Origin of the sequence: Faecalibacterium sp. I3-3-33, assembly GCF_023347295.1 — a bacterium.
Taxonomy (GTDB): Bacteria; Bacillota; Clostridia; order Oscillospirales; family Ruminococcaceae; genus Faecalibacterium.
In genome coordinates this window covers 1729199-1743341 of the sequence record NZ_CP094469.1, presented here as the reverse complement: position 1 = coordinate 1743341, position 14143 = coordinate 1729199, and the positions used below count along the sequence as shown (strand labels likewise).

The following is a 14143-nucleotide window of genomic DNA, read 5'->3' as shown; positions in this document are numbered from 1 at the left end:
ACTAAAGCAGTCTTTGTTTTTTGCCCGCCGCTGCGGGCGTTACATACATGATAGAGGAACGCAGAGAAAGGAATCAGGCAATTATGGCACAGAATGATATCGGCATCGACCTTGGTACTACTACCATCATCATCGCGCAGGAGGGCAAGGGCGTGGTGCTCAATCAGCCCAGCGTCGTGGCAATGGATACCCGCAAGAACACCGTGCTGGAGGCTGGCGACAAGGCACTGGCCATGGTGGGACGCACGCCCAACTACATCTCCGCTATCTTCCCGCTGAAGGATGGCGTCATCAGCGACCACACCATGACCCGGGAGCTGATCTGCCGCTTTGTCAAGCAGGTGTACAGCTCCCACATGGTCAAGCCCCGGGTGGCAGTGTGTGTGCCTGCCGCCATTACCGGCATCGAGAGCGACGCCGTGGTGGAGGCTGTGGTGGCAGCCGGTGCCCGTCAGGTATACCTGATCGACGAGCCCATTGCCGCCGCCCTCGGCTCCGGCATCGACATCACCCTGCCGGACGGCCGGATGATCATTGATATCGGCGGCGGCACCACGGATATCGCTGTGCTGAGCCTTGGCGGCAAGGTCAAGGCTACCAGTGTGCGCGTGGCCGGCAACCACTACGATGAAGAGATCCTCAAGCACGTCCGCAACAAATACAGCATTGCCATCGGCCAGCGCACCGCCGAGGAGCTGAAAAAGCACGTTGCCTGCTGTCCCCAAAAGACCGATTTCCACGAGAGCATGGAGATCAAGGGCCGCAGCCTGCTTACCGGTCTGCCGGTGCGCGTGACCGTTTCCACCGATGATCTGTACGAGCCGGTGATGATGCTCAGCGAGCAGATCGGCACCGCAGCCCATCAGGTGCTGGAAAAGACCCCGCCCGAACTGGCAGGCGATATCTACCGCAACGGCGTTATGCTGACCGGCGGCGGTGCCCAGCTGCACGGCCTGACCGAATATCTGAGCCAGGAACTGAAGGTGGAGGTCACTGTCTCGCCGGACCCGGTAAACTGCGTTGCACTGGGCACAGCGCAGAGCCTTTCCATCGGCGATAAGCTGGAAACCGGCTTTACGGATGCCACCCCGCGCATCGGCCGCCGCTAAGCTTTGTTCGTTTTGTCCATGTCATATCACAAAGCAGCAAAAATAAAATTTGTTAATTTTTGTTGAAATGAATGGCAAAATACGGTATACTATACCCAAATTGATTTTCTGCTAACGATGTTGTATCGCTTGCAGTATCCAACAAACAGGAGGAAAAACCATGGACTTAGGTTTCGATGTGGTCGTTACCATTACTGGTATCGTGCTGGTGTTCCTGATCCTCGTGCTGCTGATGGCTATCATCACGCTGGAGGGCAAGATCTTCGACTCGATGAATGCCAAGAAGAAGGCCGCCAAGACTGCTGCGCAGGCACCTGCCGCAAAGCCCGCTGCCGCTCCGGTACAGCAGGCTGCGCCCGCTCCTCAGGTAGAGGAGGGCATCCCCGGTGACGTGGTGGCCGCCATTATGGCTGCTATCCATGCAATGGGCAACGGCAAGTACACCCTTAAGGCAGTGCGTCGTGGCAAAAATGGCTGGGGCAAGGCCGGCGTGAACGACACCACGGCCCCGTTTTAACACAGGAGGAAGAGCATGACACAGTTTATTGATACTCTGGTCGGTATTTTCCAAAGTTCCGGCTTTGCACAGTTTGGCCAGCCCGGCGGCTGGCTGTATGCCGTGATGATCTGCGTGGGCTGCTTTCTGCTGTACCTCGCCATCGTCAAGGAATTTGAACCCCTGATCCTGCTGCCCATGGCATTTGGCATGATCCTTGCCAACCTCCCCGGCAGCGGCATCATTCACATGCAGTACTTCGTTGGTGACGGTCTGGAGCACCCCATGTGGGTCGAGATCCTGAACAACGGCGGTCTGGCCGATATGCTCTACATGGGCGTTAAGCTGGGCATCTACCCGCCGCTGATCTTCCTTGGCATCGGCACCATGACCGACTTTGCACCCCTGATCTCCAACCCCAAGAGCCTGCTGCTGGGCGCTGCCGCACAGTTCGGTATCTTCGGTACTTACATGGGCGCCCGTCTGCTGGCCGCTACCGGTCTGGTGGACTTCACCCAGAAGCAGTCCGCTGCCATCTCCATCATCGGCGGTGCTGACGGCCCCACCGCTATCTTCGTTACCTCCCGTCTGGCACCTGAGCTGCTGGGCAGCATCGCTGTGGCAGCGTACAGCTACATGGCACTGGTGCCCGTTATCCAGCCGCCCATCATGAAGGCATTGACCACCTCCAAGGAGCGCTCTGTGGTCATGAAGCAGCTGCGCACCGTCTCCAAGACCGAGAAGATCATCTTCCCCATCATGGTCGCTATCATTGTTTCCCTCATCGTGCCGGATGCCGCCGTTCTGGTCGGTATGCTGATGCTGGGCAACCTGATGAAGGAGTGCGGCGTTGTGGATCGTATCCAGAAGACTGCCGGTAATGAGCTGATGAACATCATCACCATCTTCCTGGCTCTGTCTGTTGGCTGCACCACCAGTGCAAACACCTTCCTGAACACCCGCACCCTGTTCATCATCGTGCTGGGTCTGATCGCTTTCTCCTTTGGCACCGCAGCCGGTGTGCTGTGCGGCAAGGTCATGTACAAGCTGACCGGTGGTCAGGTGAACCCCCTGATCGGTTCTGCCGGCGTTTCTGCCGTGCCTATGGCCGCTCGTGTTTCCCAGAAGGTCGGCCAGAGCGAGAACCCCTCCAACTTCCTGCTGATGCACGCCATGGGTCCCAACGTGGCCGGCGTTATCGGTTCTGCCGTTGCTGCTGGTATCCTGATCAACATCTTCGGCTAATCGCATCCTGAAGCACTACCCCAAGAGCCATCGCACAAGTCTGTGCGGTGGCTCTTTTTGTGTAGAACAATTTTAAATGGTGCCGCATTGCCGCTCTGGCCATATTCAGCGGAATTATGATTTGTTATTTTGGGATAACGGAGCATCTGCGGACGCTCCGTTATCCCATTTTCACGGGAGAGGACGTAAGAGGCAACAGCAGCCGTTTCCAGTTACGACCCCTTCTGTGAAAAAGAGGTTCTGAAACGCCCGCAGGCGTTTCAGAACCTCAAATATTAAAATATACTTTCCTTGAATAATGGCCAGAGCAGTAGCGGAGGCCATTCAAAATCGTTTTGCAATAAGGATGATAGCAACTTTTTCCTGTTTGTGTTTGGCTGCTGCTTGTGCTATCATAGAGAAAACAGGGCACAAAACGCCCCAAAACAGGAGGGAGCCGTTATGGAAAAAATCAAACTTGAGGTTGCAGGCATCCCGGCTGTTCTGTACGGCAAGCGCAGCCGCAAGGTCTATCTCTACGTCCACGGCAAAAACGGCAGCGCGGCCGAGGCTGCCCGCTTTGCCCGCACTGCCTGCCCGACAGGCTGGCAGGTGCTGGCTGTTGACCTGCCGGAGCACGGCACCCGGAAAAACAGCCCGGAAAAGCTGGTGCCGTGGGTGGTCACCCGGGAATTGCAGGCAGTCTACACCCGGATGCAGCCGGTTTGGAAGCATATCCGTGTGTACGGGGTCAGTATCGGGGCGTGGTTCGCCATGCAGGCGTTGCAGTCGCAGTCGCCGGAAAAGGCTCTGCTGGTGTCCCCGTTGGTGGATATGGAAAAGCTCATCCTTGACCTGATGCAGCAGGCAGGGGTGACAGAGGAGCAGCTGCGCACGGCAGGGGAGATCCCCACCGCCATGGGCGAGACCCTCTCGTGGCCGTATCTGTGCTGGGTAAGGGAACACCCCTTGCACTGGAAGGTACCCACACAGGTGCTCTATGCCGATACAGACCCCCTTACCGGGCATACTGCCATGGAGCGGTTCCGGCAGCAGACCGGGGCGCACCTGACCATTCTGGAGGGCGGGGAACACTGGTTCCATACCGAGACCCAGCTGGCCGCTCTGCAAAGCTGGGAGGAACACAATTGCTGAACCTTACCGAACAGAAAGCCACGCTGGCAGAGCTGGAATTGCTGGTAGCAGTGCGTTGCCGGGTGCTGCGGGCAGCCAATCAGCTGCCGGAAGATACTCCGCTGCCGGAGGTGGAGAGCCAGACACGGACCTATTACCAGAAGGCCTTTGCCGAGAACACCCACACGGCGTATCTCCTTTGGGACGGTGAAACGCTGGCAGGCACCGGCGCCGTGAGCTATTTTCAGGTCATGCCCACCGTCCATAACCCCACCGGTCGGAAAGCCTACCTTATGAATCTGTACACCGCACCGCAGTACCGGCGGCAGGGCATTGCGACCCGCATCCTGACCCGGTTAGTGGAGGATGCGCACCGGCGCGGGGTGACGGCCATCTCGCTGGAAGCGACCGCAATGGGCAGGCCGCTGTATGAAAAGTTCGGCTTTGTACCCATGGAACATGAAATGGAACTGCCGGAATAAAACAAAACGCCGCTGACGGCTTTGCGCATCGTCAGCGGCGTTTTGTTTATTGAAAACAGGATTGTGAATGGCAGAATTAAGATCAGACGTTTGCTTCGCTGTTGTGCTCAGCCTTCTTGTATGCGGAGAAGGAGTGGAACACAATGTTCAGGCCCAGCACGATCAGCAGCACGGCAAGGATCAGCTGCAGGCCGTTTGCGATGAACACAGCACCCCAGGTGGTCTCACCGGCAGGGATGGTAACAGAAGCGGCGGTGCTGATGGCCTTGACCATAGCGATCAGGCGCTGCACCAGTGCGGTAAAGGTGACGCACAGCATGATGATCAGCGGGGGGAACAGCATCTTGTTGCTGCGGCCGGTCACCTTCAGGAACACGCACAGGGTAGCCAGCACCAGTGCGCTCAGCAGCTGGTTGGCAGAGCCGAACAGAGGCCAGATGTTGGCGTAGCCGATCTTGGTCAGGATGAAGCCGAACACCAGAGTGATGAAGGTGGAGAAGTACACATTGCAGAAGAGCTTGCGCCAGCCCTCAGCGTGTTCCATGTCGTCCACGCTGAACAGCTCCTGGAAGCTCATGCGGCCAATGCGGGCCACGGCATCCAGACTGGTCAGAGCCAGTGCGGAAACGCACATGGTCATGAACACGGTAGCAGCGTAAGCGGGCACGCCGAACATTTCAAAGAAACCGGCAACGCCGCGGCTGAAGATCTGGAACGGGGTGCCAGCGGCAGGGGTGCCGTCGGCAGCTGCGGCAGCACCGGCTACGCACAGAGCCAGAACAGCCAGCAGGCTTTCAAGGATCATGGCACCGTAGCCGACCTTCAGCATATCCTTTTCGTTCTCAACGGTCTTGGAGGAAGTACCGGAGGAAACAAGGCTGTGGAAGCCGGAAACTGCACCGCAAGCCACGGTGACGAACAGGATGGGGAACATGGTGCCCAGCTTTTCGTTGGTAAAGCCGGTGAACACAGGCAGGTTCATGGCGGGGTGTGCCACCAGCAGGCCAACCACAGCACCCACGATCATGGCCACAAACATAAAGGTGGTCATGTGGTCACGGGGCTGCTTGAGCAGCCACATGGGCAGCACGGCAGCAAAGAAGATATACACAAAGGTGATGTAGCTCCAAGCGGCCTTACCCAGGATCAGGGGCAGGTTTGCGCCGACGACAAAGGACAGCACGATGAACACAATGCTGATAACGCTTTCCTTCCAGCCGGAGAAGCTGAACTTCTTCTGCAGCAGGCCAAAGACAACGGCAAACACCATGAACATGATGGACACCATACCGGCAGCGCCGTTGGTCTTGGCAGCTTCAACCATTGCGCCGTCTGCGCCGAAGGCATTGAAGGTGCCGGCAACCATGTCCGCAAAGGCGGCAATGACGATGCCGCAGAACAGCCAGCAGAACAGCAGGAACAGCTTGCGGCCGGTCTTGCCGATGTACTTTTCGATCAGCATGCCCATGCTCTTGCCGTCGTTCTTAACGGAAGCATACAGAGCGCCAAAGTCGGTAACAGCGCCGAAGAAGATGCCGCCCAGCAGCACCCACAGCAGCACCGGCAGCCAGCCGAAGGCTGCGGCCTGAATGGCACCGGTAACAGGGCCTGCACCGGCAATGGAGCTGAACTGGTGGGCAAACACCGTCCAGCCGTTGGTGGGCACATAGTCCCGGCCATCCTCGTGGACGACTGCCGGGGTCTTGGCTGCGGGGTCGATGCCCCATTTGTTAGCCAGCCAGCGGCCGTAAAGCACATAAGCGCCAAACAGGCACACCGCTGCGATCAATACGATGACCAGCGTATTCATAGATTTCTACCTCTTTCCTTTTTTCACTCTGCAACAGGTTCGGAACGATAGACTGCCGTCCGGCAAAGTACTTTCCCGGAGCGTAAAAAACCTTCGTCCTCAGCACATGACCGGTTTCCCGGTCACACTCCGAAGACGAAGGCTTCTGCTCCCGCCTGCCAGGGCAGGGGCATTACTCCGCGGTACCACTTCGCTTGCTGTGTTAAAACAGCCACTCTCCCACGCATGGTACGCTGACCATGCTGCCCGATAACGTGGGCTGGACGGCACCGTGCTACTAAGGGGCACAAAACCCGGTTCACACAGGCTGCTCGCAGGCGAGGGTCTTCTGCTCCTGACTGCCGCTTTTTCACCCGAGAAGCGGCTCGCTGAAAGAGGGTGATGCAGAAGATCATGTCCTGTTCCTTGCATTTGCTGAATGATTGTGTCCTACTTTATTCCCGTTTTCATCAATTGTCAATATTTTCGTCACAAGTTCAGAGGATGCGCCAATTCAAGCCATTTTCCGGGAATAATTTTTAGGTGATTTTCTTTCATGTGTGAAGAGAATAAAACTAAACACATCTATAATTGAAAACCATTCACCCGCAGCTCTTGACTTTCACACTTTGAAGTGCTAAAGTAATAGCATGCAGAATATTCCGCGCGGCAGAACTGTCCGCTTTGCCCGCTGCCGCCGCTGTTATAATAAGGAGAAAAACAATGGCAGAAAAAAATTCCAGAAGAAACGAGACGACGGATGCACTGTTTGACGCCATCCTCAGTCTGGAGAGCCGGGAAGAGTGCTACGCCTTTTTTGAGGATCTGTGCACCGTAAAGGAGATCTCGGATATGGCACAGCGCTTGCAGGCGGCAAAGCTGCTGCTGGATGGCGCCACCTACGAGCAGATCGTCAAGGCGGTGGAGATCAGCACCGCCACCATCAGCCGCATCAACCGCTGCATCCAGTACGGCTCCGGCGGCTACCGCGACACCATCGAGAAGGTGCGCGCACAGGCAGAAAAGCAGTAACAGCCGCACCCGCCGCAGCATAGGATAGGGCACACGACCGGAAAGGAAGGTTTTGCCCTATGATGATCGATACACCCTGCACCCGTTCTCAGTGCCCGGAGATGCCCAAGGTCAGCTTGGATCAGGCTGTTGTGGATCTGATGGAAAGCATTGCCCTGCAAGAAACGGCGCTCAGCCACATCCTGTGCGCCGAAAGCCGGAAGATGCAGAAAGCCATGGATCTGGACGGTCTGGATCTTTGCAAGCTGCTGGAGGTGAACGACTCCGCCACCAACATGGTGCACGCCGTCGCAAACCTTGAACTGGTGCTCAAGGATAAACTGGAGTTCGTTTCCAACAACCTCTATGTCCCGGGGGATAGCAGCTGCCCATCGCCTGCGCAGTAACGCTTTTGCAGGGGACGGTCTCTGCTGCAATTTGATCCGTGAAAATGCAAAGCCGGGCAGCCCGCGGGCTGCCCGGCTTTGTGCTGCCCCGCTCTGCCGCATGAAAGGCTGCTGCACAAAATACGGTGTGGCAGCCTCCTTTTTTAGGAAAATTCTGCATAAGAGACAGAAAAATCTTTTGTTGGAATTGCTGATGTATCAAATCTGTGCTATACTATTGGATGTATCACCATGAAAGCGAGGAATATAACATTGCTGCATTATGATGCGATCCTATTTGATGTGGACGGGACGCTGATCGATTCAGCTCCCGGTATCATTCATACATTGCAAGAGGTTTTCTGCACCATGGGTGTGGACGTATCCGGCATCAATCTGCGCCGGTATCTGGGCCCGCCGCTGCGCAAAAGCTTCGGTGAGCACTTCACCGACCCGGCGCTGATCGAAAAAGCTACCGACCTTTACCGCACGAGTTACGCGGTGAAGGGCAGTCACGAGTGTGCCGTGTTCCCGGGTGTTCTGCAGATGCTGCAACGCCTGAAGCAGGCAGGCTTTCTCCTGTGCACCGCTACATCCAAGCCCACCAAGGTGGTCACTCCCATTTTGGAGGAACAGGGTTTGGCACAGTATTTTGATTTTATCGGCGGCGCCTCTATGGACGAAAGCCGAGACACCAAGACCGAGGTCGTGCGTTATGTGCTCAGCCAGCCCGCCTTGCAGGGCAAGCGGGTGCTGATGGTGGGCGACCGCAACGATGATATGCGGGGCGCTGCCGACTGTGGTTTGGATGCTGCCGGTGTGCTGTACGGTTACGGCAGCCGGGAAGAGCTGGAGCCCTTCCATCCGGTGCTGCTGGCCGAAAGCTGCACCGACCTTACCGACCGGCTGCTGGCAGCCCGGGTATGACAGGAATTTTCATTCCTTCGGAAGGAGAATGGATAGAATATGAGAAGCAATAACCAAAAGGAGAATCAGGCGTTGACCCCGATGCAGAAGCAGGCAGTGCTGGTGTGCATCGTGTGTGCACTGGCGGCGCTGCTGACCATCGGTATCACTCTTGCCATGCTCAAGCGGGGCAAGAACCCGACGGAGCAGCCGGGAGATTCTTCCATTATTACCCCCGCGCCCGCACCGGAAGGGGAGGAGGATATCTCCGACCACTACCAGATCAACGAGACTTCCAGCGCACTGCTCACCGGGACTGCTGATGCTGGTGACGCCTATCAGGAGCAGACCCTTTTTATCGGCGATTCCAACACGGTGCGTCTGTACGCCAACGGTCTGATCTCGCTGCAGCAGTTCTGCGCGAAAGAGGGCATTGGCACCAGTGCCGCCCTGAACGAAGGCATCGTCACCTTCAAGCGGGACGATAACCGCTACACCATCGCGCAGGCAGTGGCAAAAATGAAGCCCCGCCGGGTGGTCATCATGCTGGGCACCAACGATAACGGCATGAATACCGAGGACTTTATCAGCAACTACACCGCGCTGGTACAGGCCATTCAGGCCAGCTATCCCTATACTGATATCATCGTCAACACGGTGCCGCCGGTCCCGTCCAACCACTCCAACTACCCCAACATGGACCAGACCCGTATTGACGATTTCAACATGGCGCTGCTGACCATGTGCGAGCAGCTGGGGGTCAAGTTCCTCAACTCTGCCGAGGCGCTCAAGGACGCCAACGGCTACGGCAATGTGGATTACTACCAGAGCGGGGATATCCACCTCAAGCCCGCAGGCCTGAAGGTGCTGCTGAAGTATCTGCGCACCCACGCCTATGAGACCGAGGATCGCCGCCCGGATACCAATAATATCCCCACCCGTGCCGAGTATACCGCGAACCCCAGTTCTGCGGTGGAAGCACCCAGCAGCTCGGAGGTGGCTTCCTCCTCGGCCGTTGAGGAAAAAACGGAGTATCAGGCCGGTTACCGTGTGGATAAAACCGGCGGCGGTACCCTGACCTGCGGCAACGAGAGCGGCAACTCCCTTACCGTCAAGGTGACCAGCGCCGCCCAGACTGTTACTGTGACCGCAGTGCCGGAGGACGGCTATGTGTTCGTCAAGTGGAGCGATGGCGTGACCAAGCGCACCCGCACCGATACCAATTTTGACCAGAACGTGGATGTGACTGCGGTGTTTGCGGCAGCCTCTATCCACATCAGCAGCAGCGGCAAGGCTGTGCTGGGGGATGCCTACACCTTTAAAGCGACCCTCAAGGGCAAGTATCTGGATGCTTCCAGCATTCGCTGGTATGTCAACGGCAGCGAGGTAACACAGGCTGCCGGTAAGACCACCGTAAAGGGCGAGGTAGACCCCTCTATGGTGGGCGGCACCTTCCGGGTGTACGCCACCGCCAGCTATAACGATTGCACCGTGACCAGCAACAAGCTGGAGCTTGCGGTCAGCGGTGCAGCGTCCAGCTCGTCTAGCAGCACCAGCAGTTCCGGTGCATCCTCTAAGGAGGATAAGCCTGCTTCTTCCAAGGATGAAACGTCCTCCTCTAAGGAAGATAAACCGGCCTCTTCCAAGGAAGAAAAGCCCGCTTCTTCCTCCTCGAACGGAACTTCCGAAAGCACCGGCGGCTCCTCCAAGGTGGAGAAGCCCGCCTCCTCTGCGGCTTCTTCTAAGGAAGAAAAGCCCGCCTCTTCTTCGCAGAGCAGTTCCTCTTCCAAGGCGGACAAACCTGCTTCCTCCAAGCAGGAGCACGCGGCTTCTTCTAAGGAAGAAACATCTGCTTCCTCTAAGCAGGAGCATGCAGCTTCCTCCAAGGAGGAAAAACCGGCTTCTTCTAAAGAGGAAAAGCCTGCTTCTTCCAAGACTGAGGCCAGCGCCAGCAAGGAAGCTGCCAACTGAGCGCACATTCCCTCGCTGCGCCGCATAGGCTGGCGGGAGAGGAAGGTGGAGCCCTTATGTACTGGGAAGCAATGCGCACGCCCTCCCTGCCCGGGGAGAATGACGTGACCGACGGCAGCGTGGATTACTACGACACCGACTGGGAAAACGTAGATAACAGCGCACTGGAGGAAGAAATGCAGAAATGCGGTCTGACGCCCTGCGAGGGAAAGACGCTGTGCCCGGACAACACCCCGGCACAAACAGACCTGTCTGCGTATGAAATCGTTTCTGAATAACGAGAAGCCAGCTCTGCCGGGGGTGGGGCTGGCTTCTCCCTGTTGATACACCAAAGTGGGAAATGCTGAAAAGAAAGTGAGATTCTATGGCAAAATATTATTGCATCCTGTTCGATGCGGACAATACGCTGCTCAACTTTGACGCAGCCGAAAACAAGGCGCTGGCCGAAACGCTGGTGAACTACGGCATCGAGCCGGACGCCGAGACCGTGCAGACCTACCGCACCATCAACGAGGAACTGTGGCGGCAGCTGGAAAAAGGCCAAATTCGCCGCGAAAAGCTGTTCGGCGAGCGGTTCAGCCGCTTTTTAAAGGCCATCGATGCCGCCGGTGACGGCGTGGAGATGAACCGCTGCTATCTGGAGCAGCTGTCCACCCACCCGGACCTGATGAGTGCCGAGGTGCTGGACGTGCTGCGCGAGCTTTCCGAGGTGGCAACGCTGGCCATCGTCAGCAACGGTGCCCAGAAGGTGCAGACCCGCCGTCTGGCAGAAAGCGGCGTGATGGATTTTATGGAGGATGTGTTCATCTCTGAGAAAATGGGCTGCGAAAAGCCCAATGCCCGCATCTTTGATGCCGCCCTGCGCGCGCTGGGCGTGGAGAACCGGGAGCACGTTCTGATGGTGGGCGACAGCCTGTCCAGCGATATTCAGGGTGGCAGCAACGCCGGGCTGGATACCTGCTGGTACAACCCCAACCACGCCGAGAACCCCGGCAAGGTGATCCCTACCTACGAGATCGCCAGTCTGGAGGAACTGTATCCGCTGGTGATGGAGCAGGAGGAGCTGGCCAATGTTGGCCTGAAGAACCGCCGCCACCAGTGCTGAGAGATGAAAAAGAACGGATAACGGATCAAAACTATGCTGATACATTTGGAAAAACTGGGTAAGACTTTTGGCGAAAAGGTGGTGCTGCACGATGTGACCGCCAGTGTCGAGCGGGAGGACCGCATCGGCATCGTTGGACAAAACGGTGCAGGCAAGACCACCCTGCTCAAGATTCTTACCGGCGAATATCAGGACTACGAGGGCGAGTTCAGCGTGACCCACGGGGTAACGCTGGGCTATCTGGAGCAGAACGCAAAGCTGGACGCCACGCTGGATATCTACGGCGAGATGCGCGCCACCTTTGCTCCAGTGCTGGATGCCATGGCGCAGATGCAGATCTTGGAGCGCCGCATGGCTGCCCAGCCCGATAGCGCCGACCTGCTGGCACAGCACGATGCCCTGCAAAACATTGTGGACGCCGCCGACGGCTACAACATGGACGTGAACATCAAAAAGGTGCTGTCCGGCATGGGCTTTGCGCAGGATACATGGCAGAAGAACATTGCGGTGCTCTCCGGCGGCGAGCTGACGCGGCTGCGTCTGGCAAAGCTGCTGCTGGAAAAGCCGGATGTCCTCATTCTGGACGAGCCCACCAACCACTTGGACTTTGCCACCATGGAATGGCTGGAAAATTATCTCAAGGGTTACTCCGGCGCGGTGCTGGTGGTCAGCCACGACCGCTATTTCCTCGATAATGTCTGTACAAAGATCTGGGAGGTGTCCTTCCAGACCATGACCACCTACAAGGGCAACTTCTCGGCCTATCTGCCTCAGAAGGAAGCTGCCGATGCCCTGCGCCAGAAGCAGCACGATGCCGATGTGGCACTGGCTGAAAAGCTGCAGGACTATGTGGACCGCAACCTTGTGCGCGCCTCGACTACCAAAATGGCGCAGAGCCGCCGCAGGCAGCTGGAAAAGCTGGAGATCACCGAGGCACCCAAGGACGAGACCAACCAGCTGAAATTCCGCTTTGAATATGACGTAGAACCGTGGAATGAACTGGTGATGCTGAAAAACCTCAGCATCAAGATCGGGGAGCGTACCCTGCTGGAACCATTTACCTATACGGTCTGCCGCGGGCAGCGGCTCATCATTGCCGGCCCCAACGGTGCGGGCAAATCCACCCTGATGCAGGTGCTGGACGGCAAGCGCCGCCCCTCCGGCGGTATGGTGCGGCTGGGCACCGGGGCGCGTCCCAGCATCTTTGCCCAGCAGCAGAACCGTCTGGGGCAGGGCAGGGTCATTGATGTCATTTGGAACAAGTACCCCCGCATGACCGAACTGGAAGTGCGCAGCCACCTTGCTAAGCTGGGCTTCCGGGGCGATACGGTGTTCAAGCCCTGCGAAGCATTGTCCGGCGGCGAGCTGGCGCGCCTGCGTTTTGCAGAGATCGTGCTGGAGCGCCCAAATCTGCTGTTTTTGGACGAGCCCACCAACCACTTGGACATCTATACCCGCGAAAACCTGACCGAAGCGCTGATGGCCTATACTGGCACCCTGCTGCTGGTCACCCACGACCGTCACCTGATGAACAGTCTGGCCTGTCCCATCCTCTATCTTGAGGACGGCAAGGCCGTGCTCTACCCCAGCTACGATGCCCTAATGGGACGTGCCGCCCCGGTGCAGGCTGCCCAGAAGGCTGCCGAGCCCGCCAAGACCGGCTACGGCAAGGAGCAGCGCCGCCGCCGCGCCGAGCTGCGCGCCAAGATCAAGGCCTGCGAGGATGAGATGGAAGCCTGCGGTGCACGCGAGGTGGAGCTGGACAACGAGATCAACTCCCCGGAGGTGTACAACGACCCCGACCTGCTGCGCCAGAAAAGCGATGAGCTGAGCGACCTGCGCTTCCATCAGGAGGAGCTTTTTGCCGCATGGGAAGCCGCCATGGAAGAGCAGGAAGCCTACGAGCAGACGCAGCAGCCCGAAGAATAAAGGAGCGTATCCTCTATGCCTAAAAATCACCGCAACTATCAAAAAACGCGGCACATCGCCCTGTCCGGCCTGCTGTTTGCGCTGGCTATGGCGCTTTCCTTCATCGAGGGAACGCTGGTCATCCCGGGGCTTTTGCCGGGCATGAAGCTGGGGCTTGCCAACATCGTGGTCATGTACGCGTTGTTCTTCATGGGTCCCCGGCAGGCACTGGTGCTGGATGTGCTCAAGGCGCTGTTCGTCTTTCTGGTGTCCGGCTTTACGGCGGGCTTCCTCTCGCTGTGCGGCGGGCTTTTGTCCCTTGCGGTGATGTGGGTGCTGTATTATCTTTTGCCGGTGCGGCCCACATGGTTCATCCTGTCGGTCTGCGGCGCACTGGCGCATAACGTGGGGCAGCTGCTTGGCGCGGGGGTCATCATCTCCTCGTCTTTGTCGCTGTACTACGCGCCGGTCATGCTGGTGCTGGGCCTTGTCATGGGCGCGCTCACCTCGGTCACTCTGCGGGCGCTGCTGCCCGCGCTGGGCAAAATGGGCTTCAACACCCACGAAAACCGCCCCGAATGACCGACCATTCCGGCAGGACAGTTGCATTTTGGCCGGAAAT

Annotated in this window: 14 protein-coding genes; 13 read left to right on the top strand and 1 reads right to left on the bottom strand. The window is 57.7% G+C overall.

From position 1 onward, the window contains the following. The first annotated feature begins 83 nt into the window (after nucleotides 1-83). The 5 genes from MTP39_RS08300 to MTP39_RS08280 all read left to right on the top strand — a co-directional run bounded on the left by MTP39_RS08300 (nucleotide 84) and on the right by MTP39_RS08280 (nucleotide 4445). A complete protein-coding gene (locus MTP39_RS08300) occupies nucleotides 84-1109 on the top strand; it encodes a rod shape-determining protein (RefSeq protein WP_015538108.1) in 1026 nt (341 codons plus the stop codon). A gap of 160 nt (nucleotides 1110-1269) precedes the next feature. Continuing rightward, nucleotides 1270-1626, top strand: a complete 357-nt coding sequence (locus tag MTP39_RS08295; RefSeq protein ID WP_005923971.1) for an OadG family transporter subunit — start codon at nucleotides 1270-1272, stop codon at nucleotides 1624-1626. Between the two features lie 15 nt (nucleotides 1627-1641). Further along, nucleotides 1642-2850, top strand: a complete 1209-nt coding sequence (locus MTP39_RS08290; RefSeq protein WP_249240155.1) for a sodium ion-translocating decarboxylase subunit beta — start codon at nucleotides 1642-1644, stop codon at nucleotides 2848-2850. Between the two features lie 441 nt (nucleotides 2851-3291). After that, a complete protein-coding gene (locus MTP39_RS08285; RefSeq protein ID WP_249240154.1) occupies nucleotides 3292-3984 on the top strand; it encodes an alpha/beta hydrolase in 693 nt (230 codons plus the stop codon). Further along, nucleotides 3978-4445 (top strand): GNAT family N-acetyltransferase, encoded by a 468-nt coding sequence (locus MTP39_RS08280; protein WP_330221054.1) that lies wholly within the window; start codon nucleotides 3978-3980, stop codon nucleotides 4443-4445. The genes MTP39_RS08285 and MTP39_RS08280 overlap by 7 nt, the downstream gene beginning before the upstream one ends. 82 nt (nucleotides 4446-4527) lie before the next feature. On the opposite strand, the gene MTP39_RS08275 is transcribed toward MTP39_RS08280, so the two are convergent. Continuing rightward, nucleotides 4528-6255, bottom strand: coding sequence for a carbon starvation CstA family protein (locus MTP39_RS08275; protein ID WP_249240153.1), 1728 nt, complete (start codon nucleotides 6253-6255; stop codon nucleotides 4528-4530). 702 nt (nucleotides 6256-6957) lie between these two features. Here MTP39_RS08275 and MTP39_RS08270 point away from each other — a divergent pair. The 8 genes from MTP39_RS08270 (at nucleotide 6958) to MTP39_RS08235 (ending at nucleotide 14103) form a co-directional block, all read left to right on the top strand. Next, nucleotides 6958-7266, top strand: a complete 309-nt coding sequence (locus MTP39_RS08270; RefSeq protein WP_005923988.1) for a YerC/YecD family TrpR-related protein — start codon at nucleotides 6958-6960, stop codon at nucleotides 7264-7266. A 59-nt stretch (nucleotides 7267-7325) separates the two neighbouring features. Then, nucleotides 7326-7652, top strand: a complete 327-nt coding sequence (locus MTP39_RS08265) for a hypothetical protein (RefSeq protein ID WP_249240152.1) — start codon at nucleotides 7326-7328, stop codon at nucleotides 7650-7652. Nucleotides 7653-7883: 231 nt separating this feature from the next. Beyond that, a complete protein-coding gene (locus MTP39_RS08260; protein ID WP_249240151.1) occupies nucleotides 7884-8558 on the top strand; it encodes an HAD hydrolase-like protein in 675 nt (224 codons plus the stop codon). 39 nt (nucleotides 8559-8597) lie between these two features. Continuing rightward, nucleotides 8598-10508: a GDSL-type esterase/lipase family protein gene (locus MTP39_RS08255; protein WP_249240150.1), complete on the top strand. Its 1911-nt coding sequence runs from the start codon at nucleotides 8598-8600 to the stop codon at nucleotides 10506-10508. Between the two features lie 56 nt (nucleotides 10509-10564). Continuing rightward, nucleotides 10565-10786 (top strand): hypothetical protein, encoded by a 222-nt coding sequence (locus MTP39_RS08250; RefSeq protein WP_249240149.1) that lies wholly within the window; start codon nucleotides 10565-10567, stop codon nucleotides 10784-10786. An 86-nt stretch (nucleotides 10787-10872) separates the two neighbouring features. Next, entirely contained in the window at nucleotides 10873-11613 is a 741-nt protein-coding gene (locus MTP39_RS08245) for a YjjG family noncanonical pyrimidine nucleotidase (RefSeq protein WP_249240147.1), read from the top strand. Nucleotides 11614-11646: 33 nt separating this feature from the next. Further along, nucleotides 11647-13542, top strand: a complete 1896-nt coding sequence (locus tag MTP39_RS08240; protein WP_249240146.1) for an ABC-F family ATP-binding cassette domain-containing protein — start codon at nucleotides 11647-11649, stop codon at nucleotides 13540-13542. A 15-nt stretch (nucleotides 13543-13557) separates the two neighbouring features. Beyond that, nucleotides 13558-14103 (top strand): Gx transporter family protein, encoded by a 546-nt coding sequence (locus MTP39_RS08235; RefSeq protein ID WP_005924012.1) that lies wholly within the window; start codon nucleotides 13558-13560, stop codon nucleotides 14101-14103. The last annotated feature ends 40 nt before the right edge of the window (nucleotides 14104-14143 follow it).

Bases quoted from the DNA above. Each gene is read 5' to 3' on its own strand.
- MTP39_RS08240 (WP_249240146.1), top strand. From the start codon at position 11,647: ATGCTGATACATTTGGAAAAACTGGGTAAGACTTTTGGCGAAAAGGTG.
- MTP39_RS08295 (WP_005923971.1), top strand. From the start codon at position 1,270: ATGGACTTAGGTTTCGATGTGGTCGTTACCATTACTGGTATCGTGCTG.
- MTP39_RS08235 (WP_005924012.1), top strand. From the start codon at position 13,558: ATGCCTAAAAATCACCGCAACTATCAAAAAACGCGGCACATCGCCCTG.
- MTP39_RS08265 (WP_249240152.1), top strand. From the start codon at position 7,326: ATGATGATCGATACACCCTGCACCCGTTCTCAGTGCCCGGAGATGCCC.
- MTP39_RS08300 (WP_015538108.1), top strand. From the start codon at position 84: ATGGCACAGAATGATATCGGCATCGACCTTGGTACTACTACCATCATC.
- MTP39_RS08245 (WP_249240147.1), top strand. From the start codon at position 10,873: ATGGCAAAATATTATTGCATCCTGTTCGATGCGGACAATACGCTGCTC.
- MTP39_RS08255 (WP_249240150.1), top strand. From the start codon at position 8,598: ATGAGAAGCAATAACCAAAAGGAGAATCAGGCGTTGACCCCGATGCAG.
- MTP39_RS08260 (WP_249240151.1), top strand. From the start codon at position 7,884: ATGAAAGCGAGGAATATAACATTGCTGCATTATGATGCGATCCTATTT.
- MTP39_RS08270 (WP_005923988.1), top strand. From the start codon at position 6,958: ATGGCAGAAAAAAATTCCAGAAGAAACGAGACGACGGATGCACTGTTT.
- MTP39_RS08250 (WP_249240149.1), top strand. From the start codon at position 10,565: ATGTACTGGGAAGCAATGCGCACGCCCTCCCTGCCCGGGGAGAATGAC.
- MTP39_RS08275 (WP_249240153.1), bottom strand. From the start codon at position 6,255: ATGAATACGCTGGTCATCGTATTGATCGCAGCGGTGTGCCTGTTTGGC.
- MTP39_RS08290 (WP_249240155.1), top strand. From the start codon at position 1,642: ATGACACAGTTTATTGATACTCTGGTCGGTATTTTCCAAAGTTCCGGC.
- MTP39_RS08285 (WP_249240154.1), top strand. From the start codon at position 3,292: ATGGAAAAAATCAAACTTGAGGTTGCAGGCATCCCGGCTGTTCTGTAC.